At 62.7% G+C, this 22,877-nt stretch carries 18 protein-coding genes; 8 read left to right on the forward strand and 10 right to left on the reverse strand.

All coding sequences use genetic code 11. The annotated features are described in order from the left end of the window. A partial coding sequence (locus BLT65_RS37390) for a transposase (RefSeq protein WP_143036541.1) occupies positions 1 to 282 on the forward strand: 282 nt, incomplete at its 5' end. 223 nt (positions 283 to 505) lie between these two features. Here BLT65_RS37390 and BLT65_RS37395 read toward each other — a convergent pair. After that, positions 506 to 1,717: an MFS transporter gene (locus BLT65_RS37395; protein WP_091787932.1), complete on the reverse strand. Its 1,212-nt coding sequence runs from the start codon at positions 1,715 to 1,717 to the stop codon at positions 506 to 508. A 398-nt stretch (positions 1,718 to 2,115) separates the two neighbouring features. On the opposite strand from BLT65_RS37395, the gene xdhA reads away from it, so the two are divergent. The 3 genes from xdhA to xdhC are packed head-to-tail and all read left to right on the forward strand — an operon-like array spanning position 2,116 to position 6,631. After that, on the forward strand, positions 2,116 to 3,633 hold the full coding sequence (gene xdhA / locus BLT65_RS37400) for a xanthine dehydrogenase small subunit (RefSeq protein WP_091787935.1): 1,518 nt from the start codon (positions 2,116 to 2,118) through the stop codon (positions 3,631 to 3,633). Between the two features lie 30 nt (positions 3,634 to 3,663). Beyond that, positions 3,664 to 6,018: a xanthine dehydrogenase molybdopterin binding subunit gene (gene xdhB / locus BLT65_RS37405; RefSeq protein ID WP_091787940.1), complete on the forward strand. Its 2,355-nt coding sequence runs from the start codon at positions 3,664 to 3,666 to the stop codon at positions 6,016 to 6,018. Positions 6,019 to 6,040: 22 nt separating this feature from the next. Beyond that, the gene (xdhC, locus tag BLT65_RS37410) at positions 6,041 to 6,631 is read left to right on the forward strand and encodes a xanthine dehydrogenase accessory protein XdhC (protein WP_091787943.1); all 591 of its coding nucleotides are present in this window, start codon (positions 6,041 to 6,043) and stop codon (positions 6,629 to 6,631) included. Between the two features lie 62 nt (positions 6,632 to 6,693). Here xdhC and BLT65_RS37415 read toward each other — a convergent pair whose 3' ends face one another. The 6 genes from BLT65_RS37415 to BLT65_RS37440 form a co-directional block, all read right to left on the reverse strand. Beyond that, positions 6,694 to 6,948, reverse strand: coding sequence for a hypothetical protein (locus tag BLT65_RS37415; RefSeq protein ID WP_091787946.1), 255 nt, complete (start codon positions 6,946 to 6,948; stop codon positions 6,694 to 6,696). A 24-nt stretch (positions 6,949 to 6,972) separates the two neighbouring features. After that, positions 6,973 to 7,383 carry a hypothetical protein gene (locus BLT65_RS37420; protein ID WP_091787948.1) on the reverse strand — a complete coding sequence of 137 codons (411 nt, stop codon included), beginning with the start codon at positions 7,381 to 7,383 and terminating at the stop codon, positions 6,973 to 6,975. A 30-nt stretch (positions 7,384 to 7,413) separates the two neighbouring features. Further along, positions 7,414 to 8,355, reverse strand: coding sequence for a hypothetical protein (locus tag BLT65_RS48170; RefSeq protein ID WP_244186919.1), 942 nt, complete (start codon positions 8,353 to 8,355; stop codon positions 7,414 to 7,416). A 99-nt stretch (positions 8,356 to 8,454) separates the two neighbouring features. Beyond that, positions 8,455 to 9,450 carry a LysR substrate-binding domain-containing protein gene (locus BLT65_RS37430; protein WP_091787950.1) on the reverse strand — a complete coding sequence of 332 codons (996 nt, stop codon included), beginning with the start codon at positions 9,448 to 9,450 and terminating at the stop codon, positions 8,455 to 8,457. A 269-nt stretch (positions 9,451 to 9,719) separates the two neighbouring features. After that, positions 9,720 to 10,364: a 2-hydroxychromene-2-carboxylate isomerase gene (locus BLT65_RS37435; protein WP_042307308.1), complete on the reverse strand. Its 645-nt coding sequence runs from the start codon at positions 10,362 to 10,364 to the stop codon at positions 9,720 to 9,722. A gap of 168 nt (positions 10,365 to 10,532) precedes the next feature. Further along, positions 10,533 to 12,101, reverse strand: coding sequence for a TAXI family TRAP transporter solute-binding subunit (locus tag BLT65_RS37440; protein ID WP_091787952.1), 1,569 nt, complete (start codon positions 12,099 to 12,101; stop codon positions 10,533 to 10,535). A gap of 547 nt (positions 12,102 to 12,648) precedes the next feature. On the opposite strand from BLT65_RS37440, the gene BLT65_RS37445 reads away from it, so the two are divergent. The 3 genes from BLT65_RS37445 (at position 12,649) to BLT65_RS37455 (ending at position 16,202) form a co-directional block, all read left to right on the forward strand. Then, positions 12,649 to 13,005, forward strand: coding sequence for a BON domain-containing protein (locus BLT65_RS37445; RefSeq protein WP_042307312.1), 357 nt, complete (start codon positions 12,649 to 12,651; stop codon positions 13,003 to 13,005). A gap of 577 nt (positions 13,006 to 13,582) precedes the next feature. Next, the gene (locus BLT65_RS37450; protein ID WP_425273194.1) at positions 13,583 to 15,715 is read left to right on the forward strand and encodes a D-(-)-3-hydroxybutyrate oligomer hydrolase; all 2,133 of its coding nucleotides are present in this window, start codon (positions 13,583 to 13,585) and stop codon (positions 15,713 to 15,715) included. Positions 15,716 to 15,947: 232 nt separating this feature from the next. Further along, the gene (locus BLT65_RS37455; RefSeq protein WP_007589174.1) at positions 15,948 to 16,202 is read left to right on the forward strand and encodes a hypothetical protein; all 255 of its coding nucleotides are present in this window, start codon (positions 15,948 to 15,950) and stop codon (positions 16,200 to 16,202) included. Between the two features lie 46 nt (positions 16,203 to 16,248). On the opposite strand, the gene BLT65_RS37460 is transcribed toward BLT65_RS37455, so the two are convergent. Next, on the reverse strand, positions 16,249 to 17,037 hold the full coding sequence (locus BLT65_RS37460) for a sulfite exporter TauE/SafE family protein (RefSeq protein ID WP_091787956.1): 789 nt from the start codon (positions 17,035 to 17,037) through the stop codon (positions 16,249 to 16,251). Between the two features lie 300 nt (positions 17,038 to 17,337). Between BLT65_RS37460 and rarD the strand changes: the two genes are divergently transcribed. Next, positions 17,338 to 18,213, forward strand: a complete 876-nt coding sequence (rarD, locus tag BLT65_RS37465; RefSeq protein WP_042307318.1) for an EamA family transporter RarD — start codon at positions 17,338 to 17,340, stop codon at positions 18,211 to 18,213. Between the two features lie 39 nt (positions 18,214 to 18,252). Here rarD and BLT65_RS37470 read toward each other — a convergent pair whose 3' ends face one another. Together BLT65_RS37470 and BLT65_RS37475 are read right to left on the reverse strand one after the other, a co-directional pair. Continuing rightward, entirely contained in the window at positions 18,253 to 18,900 is a 648-nt protein-coding gene (locus BLT65_RS37470) for a LysE family translocator (protein WP_091787958.1), read from the reverse strand. A 912-nt stretch (positions 18,901 to 19,812) separates the two neighbouring features. Further along, positions 19,813 to 22,866: an efflux RND transporter permease subunit gene (locus tag BLT65_RS37475; RefSeq protein WP_091787960.1), complete on the reverse strand. Its 3,054-nt coding sequence runs from the start codon at positions 22,864 to 22,866 to the stop codon at positions 19,813 to 19,815. Positions 22,867 to 22,877 lie beyond the last annotated feature (11 nt).

The raw sequence follows: 22,877 nt of genomic DNA on the forward strand, positions 1-22,877 counted from the left end.
TGGCGTCGGGCCTGGGATCGCGTGATCCCCTTCTTCGCGTTTCCGCCAGCGGTTCGCAAGGTGATCTACACGACCAATGCCATCGAAAGTGTCAATGCCCGGCTACGCAAGATCGTCAAGACGCGTGGGCACTTCCCGACGGACGAGGCCGCGACCAAACTGCTATGGCTGGCCTTGCGCAATATCACGGCTGACTGGAGCCGTGCCGCGCATGACTGGAAAGCCGCGATGAACCAGTTCGCGATCCTCTACGAGGATCGCTTCACAAGGAATCATTTGTAGAATGCAATTGACGAGCCTGCCAGATGGCAGGCTTTTATCTGCCTTGCACACAAAAATTCAGACACTCCCCAAAGCGCGGATGCCAGCGAAAACAAAAGCAAACCAACCCGGCCGCGCCACGAAGACAACCCGCATATGCCAGCGGCAAACCCAAAAACAACCAAACCGCTACCGCACCAAAGGCACAAACCTAAAACCTAAACGCCCGCTGCAAGCGCCAACCTCAAGCCGCCGCAGGCGCATTCGGCGTCCGCGCATTGCGCAAATAAAGCATGGTAGACAGCGCAACAGCCGCCGCGGCGGCAACAGCCGCGAAGAGGAACACTGACCCATATCCAAACTCACCAGCAACATACCCGGCCAGCGGCCCCGTAATCCCCAACGACAGATCGAGAAAAACCGAATAAGCCGACAACGCCGCGCCCCGGCTAGCGGGCGGCACAAGCCCAACCGCCTCGACGCCGAGCGCCGGAAACACCAGCGCAAAACCAAATCCGGTCAACGCAGCGCCCGCAAGCGCAACATGCGGCTCAGGCGCGAGCCACAGCAACAACAGCCCAACGCACTCAAAAGAAAACGAAGCAATCGCGACGCGAAAACCGCCATACGTCTTGATCGTATTGGCAAACAGCAACCGCGCACCGATAAACAGCGTGCCAAACACGGTCAACGACAATGCCGCATTCGGCCAATGATTCGCCGCATAAAACAGCGTGATGAACGTCGCGATTGACCCAAACCCGGCCGACCCAAGCGCAAGCCCGATCCCGTGCGGCAGCACACGAGTAAACACACTGCGATACGACATCCGCTCACCATGCACAACGGGCACAGCGGCAATCGGGCGTGCCAGATAGAAACCCAGCGCCGCCAGCACAATCACCACAACCCCAAGCGCAAAAAACCCCACGCTATGCGCAATCGCGACGCCCAGCGGCGCCCCAATCGCGAGCGCGCCATACGTCGCGATGCCGTTCCACGAGATCACCCGCGCATTGTTCGTCGTGCCGACCCGCCCAATACCCCACAGGATCGCACCCGTGCCGCACAGGCTTTCGCCAAAGCCCAGCACGAGCCGGCTCAGCACCAAAAGACTGAGACTCAACGTCGGCCACCGGCCAAGCAGCACGGCCACCAGCAACAGCACGCCGCTCACCCCGCAGCCGATCAGACCAATCGTGACCGTCTTCTTCGGCCCGAGCGTATCCGCGGAACGTCCAGCAAGCGGACGCGAAGCAAGCGTCGCGAAGTACTGCACGCTGATCGCCAGGCCCGCGATCACGGCGCTGTAGCCAAGATCGTCGTGGACGTAACCCGGCAGCACCGCGAGCGGAATACCGATCGTCAGGTAACAAAGAAAGGTGAAAAAAACGACCGGAATGATCTGCAAAGTGGTCGCAAATTCGCTGCGCGGTGTAGCGGAGTCGGCGGACATGGGGAAAACGAGACTTGAATTTGGCGGGAAGCCGTGATTTTCCCATGGAACCGATTCACTTGCAGGATTTGCTTAATAATTTTCTGGTCTGAACAACGGGCTGAAACGGGCATTTGACGGTTTTCCGTCAATTTTTCTGGCCTTCAGACACGCTTTCCGACAACACAGGTTCAGCATTCGGTGTCCGATTTACGCCATATTTGATAAAAATACAATTAAACAGACATTCAGATATAAGCCCATCCTCCCGCCGCCGTCTCAATTTATCGCTCCAGCTATATGTCCTCCATGCGATCGGACCTATGGGTTGTGAATATTGATGATGCTACTTTTCGAACCATCAGCCGCACCGTCCGCACGCCCCACGCGGACGCGAACAACCGAAACGAGCACGAGACATGAGCCAGCCGATCCGCTTCTACCATCGCAACGCGATCCGTGAGATCACCGACGCACCCGTCACCCGCACCGTCCTTCAATACCTGCGCGAAGACGCGCGCTGCACGGGCACCAAGGAAGGCTGCGCGGAAGGCGACTGCGGCGCCTGTACCGTCGTGATCGGCGAGCGCGACGACGCGGGCGGCGTCAGCTTCAAGGCGGTCAACGCCTGTATCCAGTTTCTGCCGACGCTCGATGGCAAGGCGCTTTTCACCGTCGAAGACTTGCGCCAGCCAGACGGCAGCCTGCATCCCGTGCAGGAAGCAATGGTCGAGTGTCACGGCTCGCAATGCGGGTTCTGCACGCCGGGTTTCGTGATGTCGATGTGGTCGATGTACGAGAAGCACGGCCACGAGCATGCGTGCGCGAACAAGACCGTGCCGAACCGCGCCGATATCGCCAACGCGCTGACGGGCAACCTTTGCCGCTGCACCGGCTATCGCCCGATCATCGAAGCGGCCGAGCGCATGTTCGAGTTGCCCGCGCCGAAAGCACCCGTCGACGTCATGGCGCTCGCCGACAAGCTCGCCACGCTCGAACGCGGCGAAACCTTCCACTACGAACGCAACGGCCAGCAGTTCGACGCGCCGCGCACCGTCGCCGCGCTCGCGAAGATCAAGGCCGACGCGCCCACCACACGCATTCTTGCCGGCAGCACTGACATCGGCCTGTGGGTCACGAAGATGATGCGCGACCTCGGCCATATCGTGTACGTCGGCCAGATCGCGGAAATGCAGAAGCTCAACGTGACGGACGACTGGATCGAGATCGGCGCGGGCGTCACGGTCGAGCGCGCGTACGCCGAACTGGCGAAGCAGTATCCCGAACTCACTGAAATGTGGCAGCGCTTCGCGTCGCTGCCGATCCGCAACGCGGGCACGATCGGCGGCAATGTTGCGAACGGTTCGCCCATCGGCGATTCGATGCCGGGCCTCATCGCGCTGGGCGCGCGCGTGGTGCTGCGCGGCGGCGAGATCGAACGCGAACTGGCGCTCGAAGACCTGTACCTCGCGTATCAGAAGAAGGATATGGCCGAACACGAGTTCGTCGTCGGTCTGAAGGTGCCCGCGCGCAACGAGGCTCGCAAGCACTTCCAGTTCCGCACGTACAAGATTTCGAAGCGCTTCGACTCGGATATTTCCGCCGTGTGCGCCGCGTTCTCGTTCATCGCCGATGGCGAGACGATCCGCGAGCCGCGCATCGCGTTTGGCGGCATGGCCGCGACGCCGAAGCGCGCGGCGCACGCGGAAGCCGCGCTCGCCGACAACGAGTGGCACGAAGCAACCGCGCAGATCGCAATGCTCGCGCTCGCGAAGGACTATCAGCCGCTCAGCGACATGCGCGCGACCAGCGACTATCGCCTCGAAGCTGCAACGAACACGCTGTACCGCTTCTGGCTCGAGACGCGCCCGAACAATCCGCTGCAAAAGAGCGCGCTCGATGTGCGCGCGGTACTGGCAGCAGGCGCTGCGGCCTGACGGACAAAAAGGAAACGGAGAACCTACAGAATGAACCAGCAAGCCGAACCGTTCCTGAAGGACGCGAAAGAACTCGCCGAATTCACGCAAGTCCATGTGTCGCGTCCGCATGAATCCGCGCATCTGCATGTGAGCGGCCGCGCGACCTACACCGACGACATCCCCGAACTCGCCGGCACACTGCACGCGGCGCTCGGCACGTCGCCGAAAGCGCACGCGAAAATCCTGTCGATGTCGTTTGATAAAGTGCGCGCGACGCCCGGCGTTGTCGCCGTGTTCACGGCGGGCGATATTCCCGGCCATAACGACTGCGCGCCGATCGTCAAAGGCGACGATCCGATCCTCGCGGATGGCATCGTCCAGTATGTCGGGCAGCCGATGTTCATCGTCGTCGCGACCTCGCACGATGCGGCGCGCCTCGGCGCGCGTCGCGCGGACATCGAGTTCGAGGAACTGCCCGCCGTGCTGACGGCGCAGCAGGCACGCGCCGCGAACCAGAGCGTGATTCCGCCGATGAAGCTCGCGCGCGGCGATGCCGCAGCGAAACTGCAACGCGCAGTGCATCGCGATGCGGGCGAGATGCTGCTTGGCGGCCAGGAACAGTTCTATCTGGAAGGGCAGATTTCCTACGCTGTGCCGAAGGACGACGACGGCATGCTCGTGTATTGCTCGACCCAGCACCCGACCGAAATGCAGCACCTTGTCTCACATATGCTCGGCGTTCATTCGCACAATGTGCTGGTCGAGTGCCGGCGCATGGGCGGCGGTTTTGGCGGCAAGGAATCGCAATCGAGCATGTTCGCGTGCTGCGCGTCGCTCGCGGCGTGGAAGTTGTTGTGCCCCGTGAAGCTGCGCCCGGACCGCGACGACGACATGATGATCACCGGCAAGCGCCACGATTTCCACTACACGTATGACGTCGGCTACGACGATGAAGGCCTGATCGAAGGCGTGTCCGTCGACATGACTTCGCGCTGCGGCTTCTCCGCCGACCTGTCCGGCCCCGTGATGACTCGCGCCGTGTGCCACTTCGATAACGCGTACTTCCTGTCGGACGTCGCCATCGACGGCTTCTGCGGCAAGACGAACACGCAGTCGAATACGGCATTTCGCGGCTTCGGTGGTCCGCAGGGCGCGTTCGCGATCGAGTACATCATGGACGACGTCGCGCGTTCGCTCGGCAAGGATTCGCTCGACGTGCGCCGCCGCAACCTGTACGGCAAGACCGAGCGCAACCAGACGCCGTATGGCCAGATCGTCGAAGACAACGTGATTCACGAACTCATCGACGAACTCGAAGCAACCAGTGACTACCGTCGGCGCCGTGCTGAAATACTCGAATTCAACCGCAACAACGAAGTGCTGAAGAAGGGACTCGCGCTCACGCCTTGCAAGTTCGGCATCGCGTTCAACGTGACGCACTTCAATCAGGCGGGCGCGCTCGTTCATATCTATACCGATGGCTCGGTGCTCGTGAATCACGGTGGCACGGAAATGGGCCAGGGCTTGAACACGAAGGTCGCGCAGGTCGTCGCGCATGAGCTTGGTGTGAGCTTCAACCGCGTGCGCGTGACGGCGACGGATACGTCGAAGGTGGCGAATACATCGGCGACGGCGGCATCGACGGGTTCGGACCTGAACGGCAAGGCCGCACAGGATGCCGCGCGTCAGTTGCGCGAGCGTCTTGCCGCATTCGCCGCCGGGAAGTACGGCGCGGGCGAGGTGACGTCGGCACAGGTGCGTTTCGCGGGCGACTGTGTGCTGGTCGGCGACGCCATCGTGCCGTTCGAGGAAGTGATCGCGAAGGCGTATCTCGCGCGCGTGCAGTTGTGGTCCGATGGTTTCTACGCGACGCCGAAACTTTACTGGGATCAGGCGAAGCTGCAAGGCCGGCCGTTCTTCTATTACTCGTATGGCGCGGCTGTGTCGGAAGTCGTGATCGACACGCTGACGGGCGAAATGCGCGTGCTGCGTGCCGATGCGTTGCATGACGTTGGTGCGTCGCTCAATCCTGCCATCGATGTCGGCCAGGTCGAAGGCGGTTTCATTCAGGGCATGGGCTGGCTGACGACGGAAGAGTTGTGGTGGAACGCGGGCGGCAAGCTGATGACGCACGCGCCGTCCACCTACAAGATCCCGACCGTCAACGACACGCCGCCTGATTTCCGCGTGCGGCTCTTCAAGAACCGCAATGCGGAGGACAGCATCCACCGTTCGAAGGCAACGGGTGAGCCGCCGTTGTTGCTGCCGTTCTCGGTGTTCTTCGCGATCCGCGATGCCGTCGCTGCGGTTGGCGATTACAAGGTGAATCCGCCGTTGAACGCGCCCGCGACCAGCGAGGAAATCCTCAAGGCCGTCCGTGCTGTTCGCGCTGCTGGACACTAAACTTTAGAAGAGGGCGCTCGTCATGATGCAAGTTCCCACTTTCGCGCAGATGCCGGTTCAGGTTGGCCGGCGCAGCGGCCACGCGACGCAGTTGCCGCCGCCGATGCACATCGTGCTGTTCGGCGCGGGCCATGTCGGGCATGCGCTCGTCGCGCTGCTTGGCCGGCTGCCGTGTGTCGTGCAATGGGTCGACGAACGCGACGAACTGTTCCCCGACGAAGTGCCCGCGAACGTTCAGATCGAAGCGACGGACACGCCCGACGCTATCGTCGACCAAGCGCCTGCAGGCGCGTTCTTTCTCGTGATGACGCACAACCACGCGCTGGATTTCACGCTTACCGAGCGCATCATGCGGCGGCGCGATTTCGCTTACTTCGGGATGATCGGCTCGAAGACGAAGCGCGTGAAGTTCGAGCGGCGTTTGCTCGATCGCGGTGTCGATCCGCAGCGGCTGTTCGAGATGACGTGCCCGATTGGCGTGCCAGGGATCGTCGACAAGGCACCGACGTCGATTGCCGTGGCGGTGTGTGCGGAACTGTTGCAGGTGAGGTCGCAGCAGGTTTCGTTGGCGGATTTTGCGTCGGTTCAGGAAGCGGATTGCGTCGACGCGTGATTTATTGAGCGGTTCCTCCAACGGGCGCAGCGGGGTGACTTGCTGGGCCCGTTTTTTTACGGCTAGAGGGTTATCTTGCCGCCTTTGCCGTCGGTGACCTGGAGATATTGACGAAGCTCCGGGTATTGCGTTGCAAGCCAGAGCAGCGCGGCTCCGCCAAACCGGCGGGCGAATTCATCGGTGATCGGATTGTTCGCTCCGACCTCATGTTCCATAGCCAGATTCATTCGCACGTCCTTGAAAACGCGTGCGTCGACGAATCCCGTTTTTATTGTTCTGGATTCAGCGTCGTAATAGGAAACGAAATATTCAGTCATCAGCCGCGTGGACTTCGTACTCGGTCATTCTCGTGATTCTGCATCGATGACCTGCACGCTTACGCACAAGATCACGATCTCCGCTCCGACGGACGGTTCGATCACGAACAAAACGAGTTCGCCTTGGGAAACAGCTGCTTCGATTTCGGCGATCTTCTCGTCCGCTAACGATGCGTTGTAGTCGTGCTGACTGTACGCCCATTGAACATGGTCTCGGATCTCATCCGTCGAGAACCTGTGAGACCCCGAGATAAGTACGCGAGAGATGACGTTCTGCAATCCGAAGTCGCTCACGCGCAAGGCTTTTACCCCCGAAAACCCGATTCGGGTCTCGGTGCTGATTACCCGTTCGAGATTGAGCAAGGCACTTCCGCTTGCTCGTGAGTAAGCGACTCCGGCGATCTCTGCGTCGTGGTAAACGTTTGTCGTATTCATGGCAGTCCATGTGTTCGATGTGTGGTCGCATCAAGGCAACGGCGAAAATCTTATGCCAGGACCGCGAACGGGATAAGGACCACCACCGTCGTTCCAGTTGTGCGCGTGAGGGATGCCTTGCCCATGATCGTGATCAAAGTCGAAATCGACGACGGGTTTTCCATCCGCTCCAAATAAGCGCATCTGCCCGCTGCCGGGATTGGTGTACCAGGTTCCCGGCTCCCCTGTGTTAGGCGTCAGCCGGCCGGCTAGCTGAATTGACGAAGACTCATCGACCAATACGCCGTCCGTCAGACGATAGGGCTCTGCACTGTCGAGTTGCGTCGGCGCTCCGATATATTGATCTGCAATGTCGGCTTTATCATCGACTCCGTATTCAGTCAAATCAGGCAATCCGTACCTGCTGACCCATCCAGCCCGCGCAAAAACCGACAACGTCCCGAGCGGATCGGCCAGCACGGCAGCATGCATGAACTCTGCGTTGACGCTGTCATTCATGGCGCATATATCCGCCAGAGTCGGGCCGCCGGCGTTCATCGCCTTTAGCTGGTCCCGGTAGCGCTCGGCGAAAGACACGTCGAAGATATGACTGTAATGGTCCGCGCCCCAGAACGACGACTTCGGCTTTTCCGTTTCCGACGCAGCGCTGCCAACGCGTGCGGGCTCTTGCGCAATCACATGAATGGAACCGCCGCGCACCATCATTTGCAGCATCTCGACCACTTCGAGATCTGAACCTGACTCAGAGAGGCGCGCGTGCCAGTGAAAATTCTTGCCGAGGAATCGCCGGACGCGATCTACGAGGTCCGCGTCTTTTGCCCACACGTCTGCGTAGGCTCGACGGGTGAACGTCTTGCCTGCATCGATGGCCTTTCGGCCGTCCTCTGTCGATGCGATTCGTAAAAGCGATGTGTCATCGCTCCGATACATCACGTAGCGATGCCATGCATCCGTCTTGAGTTCTGTCGCCATGTGCCATCGTCCGCTTTTGGGCAGGTGAAACATCGTAGCGAATCACCATCGGACGAATCGTCATGTTTTGTAAAGATCAGGCGAGCGCTTGACCCACTCCTAAACTTCTCCAGCGGACGCAGCAGGCAAACTCATTTCCTTCCCCACGCCCCGCGCGCGCCTCGCCTTCTTCGCCACCAACATCTCCGACACCTGCGCCATCAAGCCGCGCAACCACTGGATATCGCTAGGCCGGTCCGGCTGCGGATGCCACATCTGATAGCACTTGATGCGCGGAAACGGAATCGGCACGTCGACGACAGCCAGCGGCAGCATCTCCGCATAATGCAGCGCAAAGCGTCGCGTCGTCGTGAAGATGAGATCCGATTGCAGCAGCACTTGCGGCACGAGCCCAAAGTACGGAAGTGTCGCGACGATACGCCTCGCCGCATGTGCCCGCGCGAAGCCCGTATCGATCGCACCGCCGCGCGCGCCGCTGTAGTGCGCGGGCGCGAGATGTGGCGCGGCGAGATAGGCGTCGCGCGTGAGCGGCGCTTTCGCGAGCGGATGATCGGCGCGCATCATACACACGACGGTATCGGAGAACAGGTCGCTGCGCTCGAAGCGCTCGTCGGGCTTCGGCCAGTTGCCGATCACCAGATCGAGCTCACCCGCATCGAGCGCGGACGCATGATCGAGCAGCGGCCCGAGCGACTCGATCTCGAGCCGCGCATGCGGCGCCGCCTCGCGGAATTGCGCGATCACCGTCGGCATGAAGAAGTCGTTCAGATAGTCGGGCGCGGCGATGCGGAACGTGCGACGCGAGCGCTCCGGCTCGAAGTCGCCATGCGGCGTCGCGACGAAATCGACATCGCGCAATACCTTCTGGACTGACGCGAGCAGCGATTCACCGTATTCCGTCGGCACCATGCCCGACTTGCCGCGCACGAGAATCGGGTCGTTCAGCGTTTCGCGCAGCTTGCGCAGCGCGGTGCTGATAGCCGGCTGCGTCTGGTTCAGCCGTAACGCGGTCTGCGTGACGCTGCGCTCGACGAGCAGCGTGCGCAGCACGCGCACGAGCCAGATATCGAGTGATGCGGCGTTGTCGTCGTCCATGAATCGGCGGGGCGGGGAAGGCCCGTTGAAGGCTTTCGAATGCTTGTGTCGAACGGTGCATTGCGATGCAGCGGCGTCCTTGTGCCCGACGCCTCGCCGCATGCGCGCGCGAAGCTATAACCTTAGGCCGTTTTGCCCTGCGCGGGCCATAGCGCAGGCCCTATGACGGGCATCACGGCCGGCGATCCGCCCACTTGCTGGCCGCCACGCCAAGTCACACCATGAACGGCGGCGAACCCGCCGCCGGCCAGCGAACCACGTAAAGGCGCTCAGGCCTTCGCCAGCGCAGACGGCAGCGACGTGATCCGTTTGACTTCCTTCGAGTCAAGCCAGTTCGGCGTACGCGCGCAATAGAGCACCATGGGCAGCGCGTCTTCGCCCCAGAACAACTGCTTGTTGAGCCAGAACGTCGGCACGCCGAATACGCCGATCGCGATGGCGTCGGTACTCTGCCGCATCAGCTGCGCGCGCGTTTCCTCGCGCTCGATCAGCTCCTGGCCATTCGGCACGTTCAGCTTTTCGCACAGCGCGGCGAAGCCATCGGCGCTCGACGGGTCGCGTCCGTCGCGCCAGATGAAGCGGAAAATCTCCCGCACCGTTTGCAGGTCCGAGCCGAGCGCAATGGACAGCAGCATCGGCTTGGTCGAATCGAACGGATGCGCGGGCGGCATGCGGAACGGAATGCCCAGTTGCTCCGCGCGAAAGAGCGCATACCGGTACGTGAAAATGCGTTTCGCGGGCACGTCGTAGGCGACCCGCTGGCCCCAGTGGCGATACAGATCGTTCAGCAACACGGGCGTCAGCACGAACGGCAGCTCAGGCCATTTGTCGTGCTGTTCGAGCAGCAGATACGAGAACGGTGAGACAAAGTCGTAAAACCACAGTGGCTGCGTGGCGTCGATGCCATCGGTCATGATGTCTCCCGGTTACCGGAGTCGGCGGGCCGTCGGCGATGCAGCGCACCGGCCCGTTCTGATTGTTTCGATCTTACGCGGAGCAAGCCGCGTGCGCATCATTTGACAAAATGGCGCCGCCGCGGCCAGCGTTGCCGCGGCGCGGGTTCGGCGCACGCGCCAAGGCTGTCACGAGGTGCGGGCAGGACGGTCGCCGCCGGGCTTGGCTATGCTTTCGTGGCTGTCGGGATTGTCGTGATGTTCTTGCGCCGCGTGGCTCTCGTGCATTGCCGCACGGGCTTCGGCGCGGCCGACGGCGGCGGGGCCTTCATCAGCCGTAGCAGGCTTGTCAGGCGTACCTGCTGCGTCCGATGCGTCGCGCGCCGCGACCGCTTCCGAATCGCGCGTGAGGCGCGCCCGCACGAAGCCGATATGCTCGCGCAGCACATAGAACTGATCCGCATACGCAAGTGGCATCTTCAGACCGTTGACCGATTCTTCGATCTTGTCGAGCCGCACGATGAGCGCCTCGCGCTCGGCCGCCGACGTTTCGTTGAGCGCCTCGCGCTCGATCGCGATCAGCGCGCCGTACCAGCGGTAGATGCGCGACTTCACGCGCCACGCATACAGCGACGGCACGAGCCGCAGCCCGGGAATCAGCACGACGATGATCGGCACCAGCACGACCAGCAGCCGGTCCGCGAGGCTCGCCAGCCAGAACGGCAGCACGCGGTACAGGAAGCTCTTGCCCGACTTGTAGTAGCGGGCGGCGTCCTCGCTGATCGGGAAGTCATGTGCGAGCGGTGCGGGGAATTCGCCCGCCCGCTGCAACGCCGTCGCCTTGCCATGCACCTCGTGCGCCGCGTCGATCAGCAGATCCGACAACGCGGGATGCAGCGAATCGCGCGCGACCAGTTCGGCCGTCGGCGCGATCATGTGCAGCGTGGTCGACGGCAGGTTCTTGCCGAGATCGAACGATCCCATCGGCATTTCGATCTGCGTCAGATACGGGAAGCGCTTCGCGTAGGCCGGGGCCTGCGTGAAGTCGTAGAACTGCACGCCCGCCGTGCGATACAGCTTGCCCATCACGGGCGGCTGCGCGGAGTCGCCCGTCAGGATCGCCGCGTCGATCTTGCCTTCCGTCAGCGCTTTGGCGGCGTCGTCGCCGGACAGCGGCAGCAGCTTCGTCGGGCCGTCGGGCGTGATGCCGTTCGCCTTCAACAACTGCAGCGCGAGCTCGCGCGTGCCGCTGCCTTCGGCGCCGATCGCGATGCGCTTGCCCTTGAACTCGGACAGCAGCGTGATCATCGGCCCGCGATAGAAGATCGCCACGGGCACATACGAGACGCTGCCGAGCGACATCAGATCGTCAGTCGATTTCGACGGCGCGATGCCGTCCTGCACGAAGCCGACGTCGATGTCCGCGTGCGGGTCGGTCAGCCGGCGGTAGTTGTCGAGCGAGCCTTCCGTCTCCAGCACGTTGAGCGTGATGCGGTTGCGCGCGAGGATTTCCTTGTACTTCTGCGCGGCCACCCAGAAGGTGCTGCCTTTGGGGCCCGCCGCCATCGTCAGCGTGTTGGGCGGGGCGGGCTGGATCAGTCGCACGGCGACGTAGATCGCAATTGCGCTGATTATCAGGATGGGGCCGAACGATACAGCGAGATCGCGCCAGGAGATCGCCACGAAGCGGGCGACGAGGCGGGGCGGTGGCTTGCGCTCAGAGGGGCGTTCCGGGCGACGTCCGTCGGAAGGCTTCATGGGAATGCTTGTGCGGTCGGATGAATTCGCGCCGATGGTACAGGAGATTGATGTCGCGGCGGCGCGTGCGGCGGGCGCGCGGGGTCGTAAACGCGTAACAAAAAGTGACCTGGAACGACGGGATACAGCTTACGGTACACACACGGCGGACCGTTGAAGCACGCTTGGCACGGCCGTTCCGTTTTGCATCGGGCGGAAGGCGGCTGCAACAGGAACCGTGCAGAACGCGCGATATCCTTTGCAGAACTTGCGCGGCTAGATTACATTGGCAACGCTGCCGCGCATCGACGTTGGCGCAGCGCGACCCGGCGAGACTGACGAGACCAGGGCACGCTGCCAACTGCGCGGCGCACGGCCGGTGTCATGCACCGCTGCGCGCTGGATCGCGCCGGCCGTCATCCTTTCTAACGCCTCTCTCGCAGACCGTGACAACGCTCCTGGCTCGCCATGCCTCGTCGCGCCTTCGCGCGCGCGTGCAGTCGGGCCACTCGTAGTCGTAACCAAGCCGCAGTCAAACGCGGTCCAAACCAAGCAAAAAGGAGAAGGTATGAAATCGGTCGATTTTCTGAAGGCACTGGGTGGTGTTGTCGCAATGGTTGTTGCATGCCACGCGTATGCCCAGGCAAGCGACTCCACGTCCACCGGCACGACGGCAACTGCACCCGCCGCCAATTCGAAGGCCGCCAAGTCGGAAAACCGCGCGCTGGGCAAGAAGGTCCGCTCGGCCCTCGCGAAGGCGCAAGGCCTCGACGTGTCGAACATCAACGTGCGCGCCCGTGGCGGCGCAGTCACGCTGACGGGCACGGCCCCCGACAACGACCAGATCCAGAAGGCTGGCGAAGTCGCAAAGGGCGTGGCTGGCGTGACGTCGGTGTCGAACAAGATCAACGTCCAGCAGCAATAAGCGGCAAGGGCCGCGCCGGTGAGGGTCGGACCATGATCCGGCTCGCGGGCAGCGGCCAGCCGGTCACCTGACGAACGGCACACTGCAATGTTGCGGCGTGCTTACCGGTCAGAATGACAAGCGGGCTCCCGTTTTCAACGGGAGCCCGTTTCGTTTTGGGCAGCGCTTCGTTGCGCGCGCATCCAGCGCGGGTGTCAAAGTGAGCGCGGCAATACGCAAGCGAAGGCAGCCTTGGCTCTACGAAACGGGACTACCCATGTAGCGTCTCGTTGCGTAGACATCGCACGTGCGGACGCGGCGAGCCGCGCGTGGCGGGCGTTTGCGGCTGTTTTAAGGTAACGGCGGCGGGCGGCGCCCGCCTATGAATGTCTCTGGATCAGGACGGCATGCGTGTTGACCACGAGTGCTTCATCGCGTGCGAACCGGCCTCACACAAGCCATCAAGCGACAGCGCCGCAAAGAGCAGGAGATCGGCGCGAAACTTGCATGGAGCAGCCGCCGCAGCCGCGCCCGCTGCGTGTTTCGCTGCATGTCGGCTGGTTGCAGATGGGCGTGATGCGGCATCGACAACAAGACAATGGAGACGGTAATGACAGGGAAACTGTTATTCAGACGTGCTGCCACTGCCCTTTGCTTCACCATCAGTTCGATCCTGCTCGCCGCGTGTGGCCACGGTGACGATCATCACAACCAGACCGCCAACGCGCTGCCCTCGTTCGTGGTATCCAGCAGCGTCACCACGACGGCTTACGACGGCAACAGCGACGATCTGCTGACGGGCGGGCTCGGCAAGACGGGCCTCGGTTCCGCAACGGCGCCTTCGATCGCGAATCCGGCGAGTCCGACGGCGGCGGAGTTGCGCCGGCTCGCGATCTGGTCGAACTATCGTGCGCTCGTCGACATGTCGGCGAACGGCGGATATGGACGCTTCTGGGGGCCCAACGTCGACCTGAACGGTAACGACACGCTCGGCGAAGGCAAGATCGCGGGCACCGAATACCTCGCGTACGCCGACAACGGCACCGGCCAGCAGAATGTGACCTTGATGGTCCAGGTGCCCAGCACGTTCGATCCGAACAATCCGTGCATCGTCACGGCGACGTCGTCGGGTTCGCGCGGCGTGTACGGCGCGATATCAGCGGCGGGCGAGTGGGGCCTCAAGCGCGGCTGCGCGGTCGCCTACACCGACAAGGGCAGCGGCAACGGCGCGGAAGAAATGCAGACGGGGCTCGTCACGCTGATGAACGGCACGCTTTCGACGGCAGCGGGCGCGGGTACGGCGAGCCTCTTCAAGGCGAACGTGACGTCGGCGGGTCTGGCGTCGTTCAACAATGGCTTTCCGAACCGCTACGCGTTCAAGCACGCGCACTCGCAGCAGAACCCCGAGCAGGACTGGGGACACGACACGCTCGAAGCGATCCAGTTCGCGTATTGGGCGCTCAACCAGCAGTTCGCGCCGACCGTCAACAACAATTCGCAGCAGCATGGCGTGCGCTACAGCGCGGGAAGCATCACGACGATCGCGGCTTCCGTCAGCAATGGCGGCGGCGCTTCGCTCGCGGCCGCCGAGCAGGACACGCAAGGGTGGATCACGGCCGTCGTCGTCGGCGAGCCGCAGATCAATCTGAACATGGCGTCGGCGGCTAAGGTGTTCGAAGGCGGTGCGCAGATTCCCACGGCGGGCGCGCCGCTCGCCGACTACATGACCTACGCGAACATGCTGATGCCGTGCGCGGCAGCCGCGACGGCGGCGACGGGCGCGCCGTATCTGACAGCGCTGCCGCTTGCGACCACCCAGGCGATCCGCACGGCGCGCTGCGCATCGCTGGCGGCGGGCGGCTTCGTGAGCGGCGCGGACGCGACGAGCCAGGCCAACGACGCGCTCGCGAAACTGCACGCCGCAGGCTACGAAACCGACTCCGATCTGCTGCACGCGCCGATGTGGGATTCGCAGGCCGTGCCTGCCGTCGCCGTCACGTATGCGAACGCGTACACGAAGTCGAGCGTGACCGACAACCTGTGCGACTTCAGCTTCGGCACGACGAACGCGACGACGGGCGCGGCGGGCGTCGCGCCAGCCGTCGCACCGATGCCCTCCCTATTCGGCCTCGGCAACGGCGTGCCGCCGACCAACGGCATCAACCTCGTCTACAACATCTCGCCGGCGGGCGGCGCGGACCATCGGTTTGCCACCGCCGACGCCAGCTACACGGGCGCCGCGTGTCTGCGCGCGTTGTGGACGACGGGCGACGCGCGCATGCAGCAGAACGTCAACGCTATCCGCGTGAACGCGAATCTGCACGGCAAACCGGCCATCATCGTGCAGGGGCGCAGCGATGCGCTCGTGCCCGTGAACCACGCCTCGCGCGCGTATCTGGCGATGAACAGCATCACGGAAGGCTCGAAGAGCCAACTCGTGTTCTATGAAGTGCTGAACGGCCAGCACTTCGACGCGTTCCTGGGCGTGGCCGGCTTCGATACGCGCTTCATCCCGGTTCACTACTACAACATCCAGGCGCTGAACCTGATGTGGAATCACCTGAAGGGCGGCGCGGCGCTGCCGCCGTCGCAGGTGATCCGCACGGTGCCGCGCGGCGGCACGGCAGGCGCCGCGCCCGCGCTGACGACAGCCAATCTCCCCGCGATTTCGATGAGTCCGGGTTCCGACGCGATTCAGGTGGGAGCGGGCGCGGTGAACGTGCCGAAGTGATGCGATAGAGGAAGCGGCTCGCCATCCGTTGCACGAGAAACGGCGAGCCGCGTGACATACACGTGACATGCGCGTGACAGGAATCGGGGCGTATCGCGCCAGCTGGGAACCGACTGTGCGCCGGCCCACGCCCGAACGCGACGGACGTTCGTTCTTGTGCGCCGTGACACACTATTTACCCGTCGGGTGCGGTACTGTGAAGTTATCGACGATGCTTCACGGAGCGACGGCCATGGACACGATCCGCTTCACCTACACCGACCTTCCCATCGGCGAGCGCGCGGCGTTCGAGCTGGTGTGCGCGCGGCACGGGTTCGCGCCGGCGCATTTCGACATCAGCGCGAGCGACGATCCCGACGACGCGTCGCATCGCTCGCGTCTTCTGACGATCCGGCGCGGCGGCTGGGCGCAGTCCTATCACGAGGACACGGCCGGCCACTGGGTCCGGCAGTTCGAAACCGACCTGAACTGCCGCTTCTTCAAGTGATTCAAGTGGTCCGCCACGCGCGGCGGGCATGCACGCCCGCTCGCCGTCAGGACAGGACGAGCTTCACGCCGACGAGCGTCAGCGTCGCGGCGAGGAGATTGCGCAGCAACTTTTCGGGCGCCTTCGACGACAGATAGCTGCCGATCACGATGCCCGGCAGCGAGCCGACCAGCAGCGAAAGCAGCATCGACCAGTCGATCGAGCCAAGCAGCCAGTGCCCCGCGCCCGCCAGCAGCGTGAGCGGCACGGCGTGGGCGATATCGGAGCCGACGATGCGCGTGGTAGGCAGCATCGGATAGAGCAGCAGCAACACGGTGACGCCGATCGCGCCCGCGCCGACCGAGGTCAACGACACCAGCACGCCGAGGATCGCACCCGTCAGCATCGTCAGCCCGAGCGTGCTGCCCTGGCCCGTCGCACGCTTGCGCGAAGCAGCGAGCTTCGTCAACTGCGGCCGGAATATCAGCGCGATCGCGGTGATCAGCAGCGCCACGCCGAGCACGAGGGAGATCAGATGTCCGCCGCGCGTCGAGGTCATCCCATAGCGGTGCAGCAGGATCAGCGTGATGGTGGCTGCGGGCACGCTACCCGCGGCGAGGCGCAAGGTCACCTGCCAGTCGATCGAACCCTTCACCCCATGCACGAGCGTGCCCGTCGCCTTGGTCGCGGCGGCGTACAGCAGATCCGTGCCGACGGCCGTCGCCGGATGGACGTTGAACAGCAGCACGAGGATCGGCGTCATCAGCGAGCCGCCGCCCACGCCCGTCAGTCCGACCAGAAAGCCGACGAACAGACCCGACGCGGAAAACAGGAGATCGATATGGGGAAGTGCCATTGCGCGGACCGCGGACGGTCGTAAAGGGTTGCGGGCGAGCTTGCCGGTGGCCGTGCGTCTTGCTGCCTTTCAGATGATCCCATCGGAGCGTTCATGCTGGCTGGCGGCGCGGCGAAAGACCGCTATTGTCGCAAAACCGGCGCTGCCGCGTACGAATGCGGGCGGATGCTGTGTACCGGGCTGTCCCGACAGACGGCTTACAATAAGCGTTTCGGGCGCCGAGGGTTTGCCGAATGGCACGTCAGCGTGCCGCTTCTGCCTCTGCTGTCCCGTGCCTTCCCATCCGCAAGACCGATAAAAATGAATCCCGGCGTCGCCTACGCATTGCTCGCGTTCACCTTGTGGGGACTGTTCCCCGTCTACTTCAAGTCGCTGCATCAGATTTCGCCTGTCGAGATGCTGGCGCACCGGATGGTGTGGTCGATGCTCTTTCTCTTCATCGTGCTCACCGTGCGGCAGCAGTGGCGGTGGCTTGCGCCTGTGCTGCGCGATCGCCGGCTGCTGGTTCGTTTCGCCGCGAGCGCGCTGTTGCTGTCGACGAACTGGGGCATCTATATCTGGGCCGTCAACGCGGGGCATATCGTCGAGGCGAGTCTCGGCTATTTCGTCAATCCGCTGATCAACGTGCTGTTTGGCCTTGCGTTTCTCGGCGAGCGGTTGCGGCGCGTGCAGTGGCTTTCCGTCGCAGTCGCCGCGTGCGGCGTGCTGTGGCTCACGTGGGAAAACGGCCATCCGCCGTGGATCAGCCTTGCGCTCGCGTTCAGCTTCGCGGGCTATGGCCTGCTGCGCAAGACGGCGCAGTTGGGCGCGCTCGAAGGGCTGACGCTGGAAACGGTGCTGCTTTTCCCTGTCGCCGTGCTGTATCTGTTTTTTGCGTCGTCGCATGGCGAGAGCGGCTTCGGCGCGGCGTCACTCGGCGTGAAGGTGCTGCTGGCGCTGGCCGGGCCGATCACGGCCGTGCCGCTGTTGCTGTTCGCGGCGGGCGCGCGGCGGATTCCGCTGTCGATGCTCGGGCTGATCCAGTATGTGACGCCGTCGTTGCAACTGCTCATTGGCGTGCTGATCTATCGCGAGCCGTTCGGGCAGGCGCAGCTGATCGGCTATGGCGCGATCTGGATTGCGCTCGCGCTGTATTCGCTCGATGGGTTGTGGCGGGCGCGGTTTGCGCGGGCTTAAGGCGCTGCTCGCCCGCGCATAAAGTGCCGTTTGTGGCGGTCAGATCGCGCGCTTGACCTCGACGATACCGAACACGGCCAGTGCCAGCCCCGCGATGCGGTCGATGATCACGCGCAGTTTGTGGCCGATCGCATGCCGCGCGAGCGAGACCGCCGTCACCAGGAAGCACCACCACGCGATCGATCCGCAGAACACGCCAAGCACGGTCGTGAACGCGACACTCGATGAAAACGGTCCGCGCGGCGCGAGCGTCGTGAAGAGGGCGGCGAACATGATGACCGTTTGCGGATTGGTCAGTGTAAGCAGCAGGGCGCTGGCGAAGGCCTTTACTGCGCCTGAGTGGCCGATGTTGGCGAGCTTGCCTTCGCCGTTGTTGCCGTCGTTGCCGTTGTCGGTGGGGACTTTTTGTAGCATCGTGCGGATGCCGAGATAGAGCAGGAATAGTCCTGCGATGATGTGCAGCGGCTTGTCGTAGGCCAGCATGAAGTGCGATACGCTCACCAGGCCTAGCGCGGCAATCAGGCCGTAGATGGCGTCGCCGCCCGCTATGCCCAGGCCGATTGCGAGGCCCGCGCGGGGGCCGTCCGTCAGCGTCCGGCGGATGCAGAGCATGCCCATGGGGCCGACTGGGGCGGCGACTGCTAGGCCGACGCCTGCGGCCGTCAGGAAGAGTGATGCGCTGAACATTTTTGCTCCTATGGTTTTTTTGTCTGCGACGCTATGTGGTTTGCTTTGGGTTTGCGCTGGCATCCGCGCTACGGTGTTTGCCTCTGTGCTGGCATCCGCGCTTTGTTAGCGTGCTGCACGCGTCGCCCCTGTGCGGGGCGGCACCTACTTTTCTTTGCCGCCGCAAAGAAAAGTAGGCAAAAGAAAGCGGCTAACACCGCCAACGTTTCTTCCTGCCTGAGGGCCCTCAACCGGTCCCTTACTTCACGCGGCAACTTCTCGATTCAAGCTCGTTGCCAGCGCTCTTGCAGTGCGCCTCACCCGCTTCACGCTCCCGCGTTGCGGCACGCCGTGCCAGATAGTCCGCCGCCGCCCAGGTGGCAAACTGTGTGTAGGCCGAGGTGCCACACACGCCTCACTTCGGACCCGATAGCGCGCGATGTGCCCTCATGTAGGAGCGCTGCCCTGTACGACGGCACGACCTACACACAGTTTGCCGCTATTGGGCAGAGTGTGATTGGTGACGCTGGCTATTTTATGGGAATTCGAAGCGGGTGATGAGCTTGTTTAGAGCGTTGGCAACGCACGCGAACAGGTGCGCTGCCGTGTGAAGGACGGGGCCGTTGGGGGCCCGTGGGCAATAACACGGGCTGGCGGTGTGAGCCGCTTTCTTTTGCCTACTTTTCTTTGCGGCGGCAAAGAAAAGTAGGTGCCGCCCCGCACAGGGGCGACGCCTGAACGGCAAACACCGTAACGCGGACGCCAGCGAAAACACGGGCAAACAACCCAGCGTCGCAGACAACCAAAAGTAGGTGCCGCCCCGCACAGGGGCGACGCGTGAAGCACGCTAACAGAACGCGGATGCCAGCGAAAAGGCAAGCACACCGCCCGGCGACGCCCAAAAAACCAAACCCAAAAGCAACCCTTGCAACCTCAAACCACAGCCGGCTGGCTCCGATCCTTATGATGATCAGCGGCCAAAAGCATATACATCGCAGGCACAACAAACAGCGTAAAAAGCGTCCCAATAGAAAGCCCAGAGAAGATCACAAGCCCCATGGCATTCCGCCCGGCGGCACCAGCCCCCGACGCAATCACCAAAGGCAACACCCCAAGCACCATAGCCGCGGTAGTCATCAGAATAGGCCGCAACCGCACAGCAGCAGCCTCCTCGAGCGCCTCGCGTTTCGACCGTCCAGCGCGCTGAAGCTCATTAGCAAACTGCACAATCAAAATACCGTGCTTGCTGACAAGCCCCATCAACGTAACAAGCCCAACCTGCGTATAAATGTTAAGCGTCGACAGCCCGAGATTAATAAAGATCAGCGCCCCAAACAACGCCATCGGCACCGACACAAGAATGACCACAGGATCGCGAAAACTTTCAAACTGCGCGGCAAGCGCGAGAAACACAATGATCGTCGCGAACATCAGCGTAATCACAAATCCGCCCGACTCCTGCACGAACTGTCGCGACAACCCGGAGTAATCCGCGCTATAGCCAGTCGGCGCGGCATCGGTGGTGGCCTTGCGCAAAAAGTCGAGCACTTCGCCCTGCGAAATCCCCGGCGCGATCACACCGGAAATTGTCGCCGAGTTCAACTGCTGAAAGTGATTGATCGACTCCGGCACGACGTTCTGCTTCAAACGCGTCACAGTCGATGCGGGAATCACACTGCCATCCGGCGTACGCAAATAATAATCAAGCACCTGCGACGGATTCAAACGATCCGTTTGCAGCACCTGCGGAATCACCTTATACGAGCGCCCCGCAATCGAAAAATAGTTCACGTAATTGCCACCCAGCGCCGCGCCCAGCGCCTGCCCGACATCGCTCTGCGTGAGCCCAAGCGACGCAACCTTATCGCGATCCACCACGAGCACGCTCTCCGGCTTGTCGATCTTCAGATCGCTATCGACGAAAAAGAACATGCCGCTTTCACGCGCCTTCTGCAGCACGGTCTGAGAGACTTCATTCAGATTCTCGAACGGCTCCGTCGTGCTGATCACGAACTGCACCGGCAAGCCCTGCGCGCCCGGCAACGGCGGAAACTGGAACGCCGCCACGCGCGCGCCCGCGATGCCGTTCCACTTCGCCTGCAACTCCTGCTGCAACTGCGTGGCGTTCTTCTTGCGCTTGTCCCACGTCTTGAACAGCACGCCGCCAATCCCCTGATTCAGCGTCGGCGCGCCCGTCAGCTGGAACATCTGCGAATACTCAGGCATGTCCTTCGAGATGTCGAATACCTGGTCCGCGTACGTCTGCATCTGCTGGATCGTCGCATTCGGTGGCCCCTGGATCTGCGACAGCACGATGCCCTGGTCCTCCTGCGGCGCAAGCTCCGATTGCGATGTCATGAACAGATACACCGTGCCGCACAACAGCAGCGCACCCATCACGATGAACACGGGCCACGTGTCGAGCATCGAATGCAAGAGCCGTTGATACCTGTGATGCACGCGCTCGAACTGCCTGTCGACGAAACGCGCGAAGCGTCCCGACTCCTGATCCATGCGGAAAAAGCGCGAGCACATCATCGGCGACAGACTCAGCGCGATCACACCCGATACGGCCACGGCGCCCGCCAGCGTGAACGCAAACTCGGTGAAGAGCGCACCCGTCAGCCCGCCCTGAAAGCCGATAGGCAGATACACGGCGATCAGCACCACCGTCATCGCGAGAATCGGACCGCCCAGTTCGCGCGCGGCGATCATCGCGGCTTCGAATGGCTGCTTGCCTTCCTCCTTCATATGCCGGTCGACGTTCTCGACCACGACGATCGCGTCGTCGACCACGAGTCCGATCGCGAGCACGAGCGCAAGCAGCGTCAGCAGATTGATCGAATAGCCGAGCATCTGCATCACGAAGAACGTGCCGATCAGCGACAGCGGCATCGCGATCACGGGCACGATCACCGCGCGGAAGCTGCCGAGGAACAGGAAAATCACGACCGTCACGATCAGCAGCGCTTCGACGAGCGTCTTCACCACTTCTTCGATGGCGGTGTTGATGAAGTCCGTCGCGTCGTAGACGATGTCGCCCGTCATGCCCGTCGGGAACTGCTTCTGCAGATCGGGAAAGATCGCCTTCACGCGCTTCGCCACATCGAGCACGTTCGCGTCCGGCGCGACCTTGATGCCGATGAACACCGAGCGCTTGCCGCTGAACGCGACGTTGAAGTCGTAGCTGTCCGCACCGAGCACGACATTGCCGACATCTTCGAGCCGCACGATCGCGCCGTTCTTCTGCTTGACCACCAGCTTCCTGAAGTCTTCGACGGAATGCAGGTCGGTGCCCGCGTTCAGATCGACGCTGATCATCTGCCCTTTGGTCGTGCCGAGCGTCGCGAGATAGTTGTTGTTGCCGAGCGCCGAGAACACGTCGGAAGCCGTCACATTGTGCGCGGCGAGCTTCGTCGAATCGAGCCACGCGCGCAACGCAAACTGACGGCCGCCGAGAATTTCCGCCGTCTGCACGCCCTGGACCGAATCGAGCTTCGGCTTCACGACGCGCAGCAGATAGTCGGTGACGTTGTTGCTCGGCAGCACGTCGCTGTAGAAGCCCATGTACATCGCGTCGGTGGTCTGGCCGACCTGCACGGTCAGCACCGGCTGCTGCGCTTGCGGCGGCAACTGGTTGCGCACCGACGCGATCTGCGTGTTGATCTCCGTCAGCGCGCGGTTCGAATCGTAGTTCAGGCGCAGCGTCGCGGTGATCGTCGAGAGGCCCGTCGTGCTCGACGACGACATGTAGTCGATGCCCTGCGCCTGCGCAATCGCGGATTCGAGCGGCTGCGTGATGAAGCCGGCCATCGTGTCGGCGCTCGCGCCGTAATAGGCGGTCTGGATCGTGACCACGCCGTTTTCGGTCTGCGGATATTCGCTGACCTTGAGGGTCGACAGCGCGCGCAAGCCGAGCACGAGAATCAGCAGGCTCACGACGGAGGCGAGCACCGGCCGTTCGATAAAGATATCGGTGAATTTCATCGGGCGGCCTC

The sequence above is a fragment of the Paraburkholderia steynii genome, assembly GCF_900100565.1.
GTDB lineage: Bacteria > Pseudomonadota > Gammaproteobacteria > Burkholderiales > Burkholderiaceae > Paraburkholderia > Paraburkholderia terrae.

Coding starts and splice junctions, on each gene's coding strand:
- BLT65_RS37440 (WP_091787952.1), bottom strand. CDS start 12,101: ATGAAGCCTTCCGACGGACGTCGCCCGGAACGCCCCTCTGAGCGCAAG.
- BLT65_RS37420 (WP_091787948.1), bottom strand. CDS start 7,383: ATGAATACGACAAACGTTTACCACGACGCAGAGATCGCCGGAGTCGCT.
- BLT65_RS37430 (WP_091787950.1), bottom strand. CDS start 9,450: ATGGACGACGACAACGCCGCATCACTCGATATCTGGCTCGTGCGCGTG.
- xdhA (WP_091787935.1), top strand. CDS start 2,116: ATGAGCCAGCCGATCCGCTTCTACCATCGCAACGCGATCCGTGAGATC.
- BLT65_RS37460 (WP_091787956.1), bottom strand. CDS start 17,037: ATGGCACTTCCCCATATCGATCTCCTGTTTTCCGCGTCGGGTCTGTTC.
- xdhC (WP_091787943.1), top strand. CDS start 6,041: ATGATGCAAGTTCCCACTTTCGCGCAGATGCCGGTTCAGGTTGGCCGG.
- rarD (WP_042307318.1), top strand. CDS start 17,338: ATGAATCCCGGCGTCGCCTACGCATTGCTCGCGTTCACCTTGTGGGGA.
- BLT65_RS37455 (WP_007589174.1), top strand. CDS start 15,948: ATGGACACGATCCGCTTCACCTACACCGACCTTCCCATCGGCGAGCGC.
- BLT65_RS37415 (WP_091787946.1), bottom strand. CDS start 6,948: ATGACTGAATATTTCGTTTCCTATTACGACGCTGAATCCAGAACAATA.
- BLT65_RS37395 (WP_091787932.1), bottom strand. CDS start 1,717: ATGTCCGCCGACTCCGCTACACCGCGCAGCGAATTTGCGACCACTTTG.
- BLT65_RS37450 (WP_425273194.1), top strand. CDS start 13,583: ATGGAGACGGTAATGACAGGGAAACTGTTATTCAGACGTGCTGCCACT.
- xdhB (WP_091787940.1), top strand. CDS start 3,664: ATGAACCAGCAAGCCGAACCGTTCCTGAAGGACGCGAAAGAACTCGCC.
- BLT65_RS37445 (WP_042307312.1), top strand. CDS start 12,649: ATGAAATCGGTCGATTTTCTGAAGGCACTGGGTGGTGTTGTCGCAATG.
- BLT65_RS37470 (WP_091787958.1), bottom strand. CDS start 18,900: ATGTTCAGCGCATCACTCTTCCTGACGGCCGCAGGCGTCGGCCTAGCA.
- BLT65_RS48170 (WP_244186919.1), bottom strand. CDS start 8,355: ATGGCGACAGAACTCAAGACGGATGCATGGCATCGCTACGTGATGTAT.
- BLT65_RS37435 (WP_042307308.1), bottom strand. CDS start 10,364: ATGACCGATGGCATCGACGCCACGCAGCCACTGTGGTTTTACGACTTT.
- BLT65_RS37475 (WP_091787960.1), bottom strand. CDS start 22,866: ATGAAATTCACCGATATCTTTATCGAACGGCCGGTGCTCGCCTCCGTC.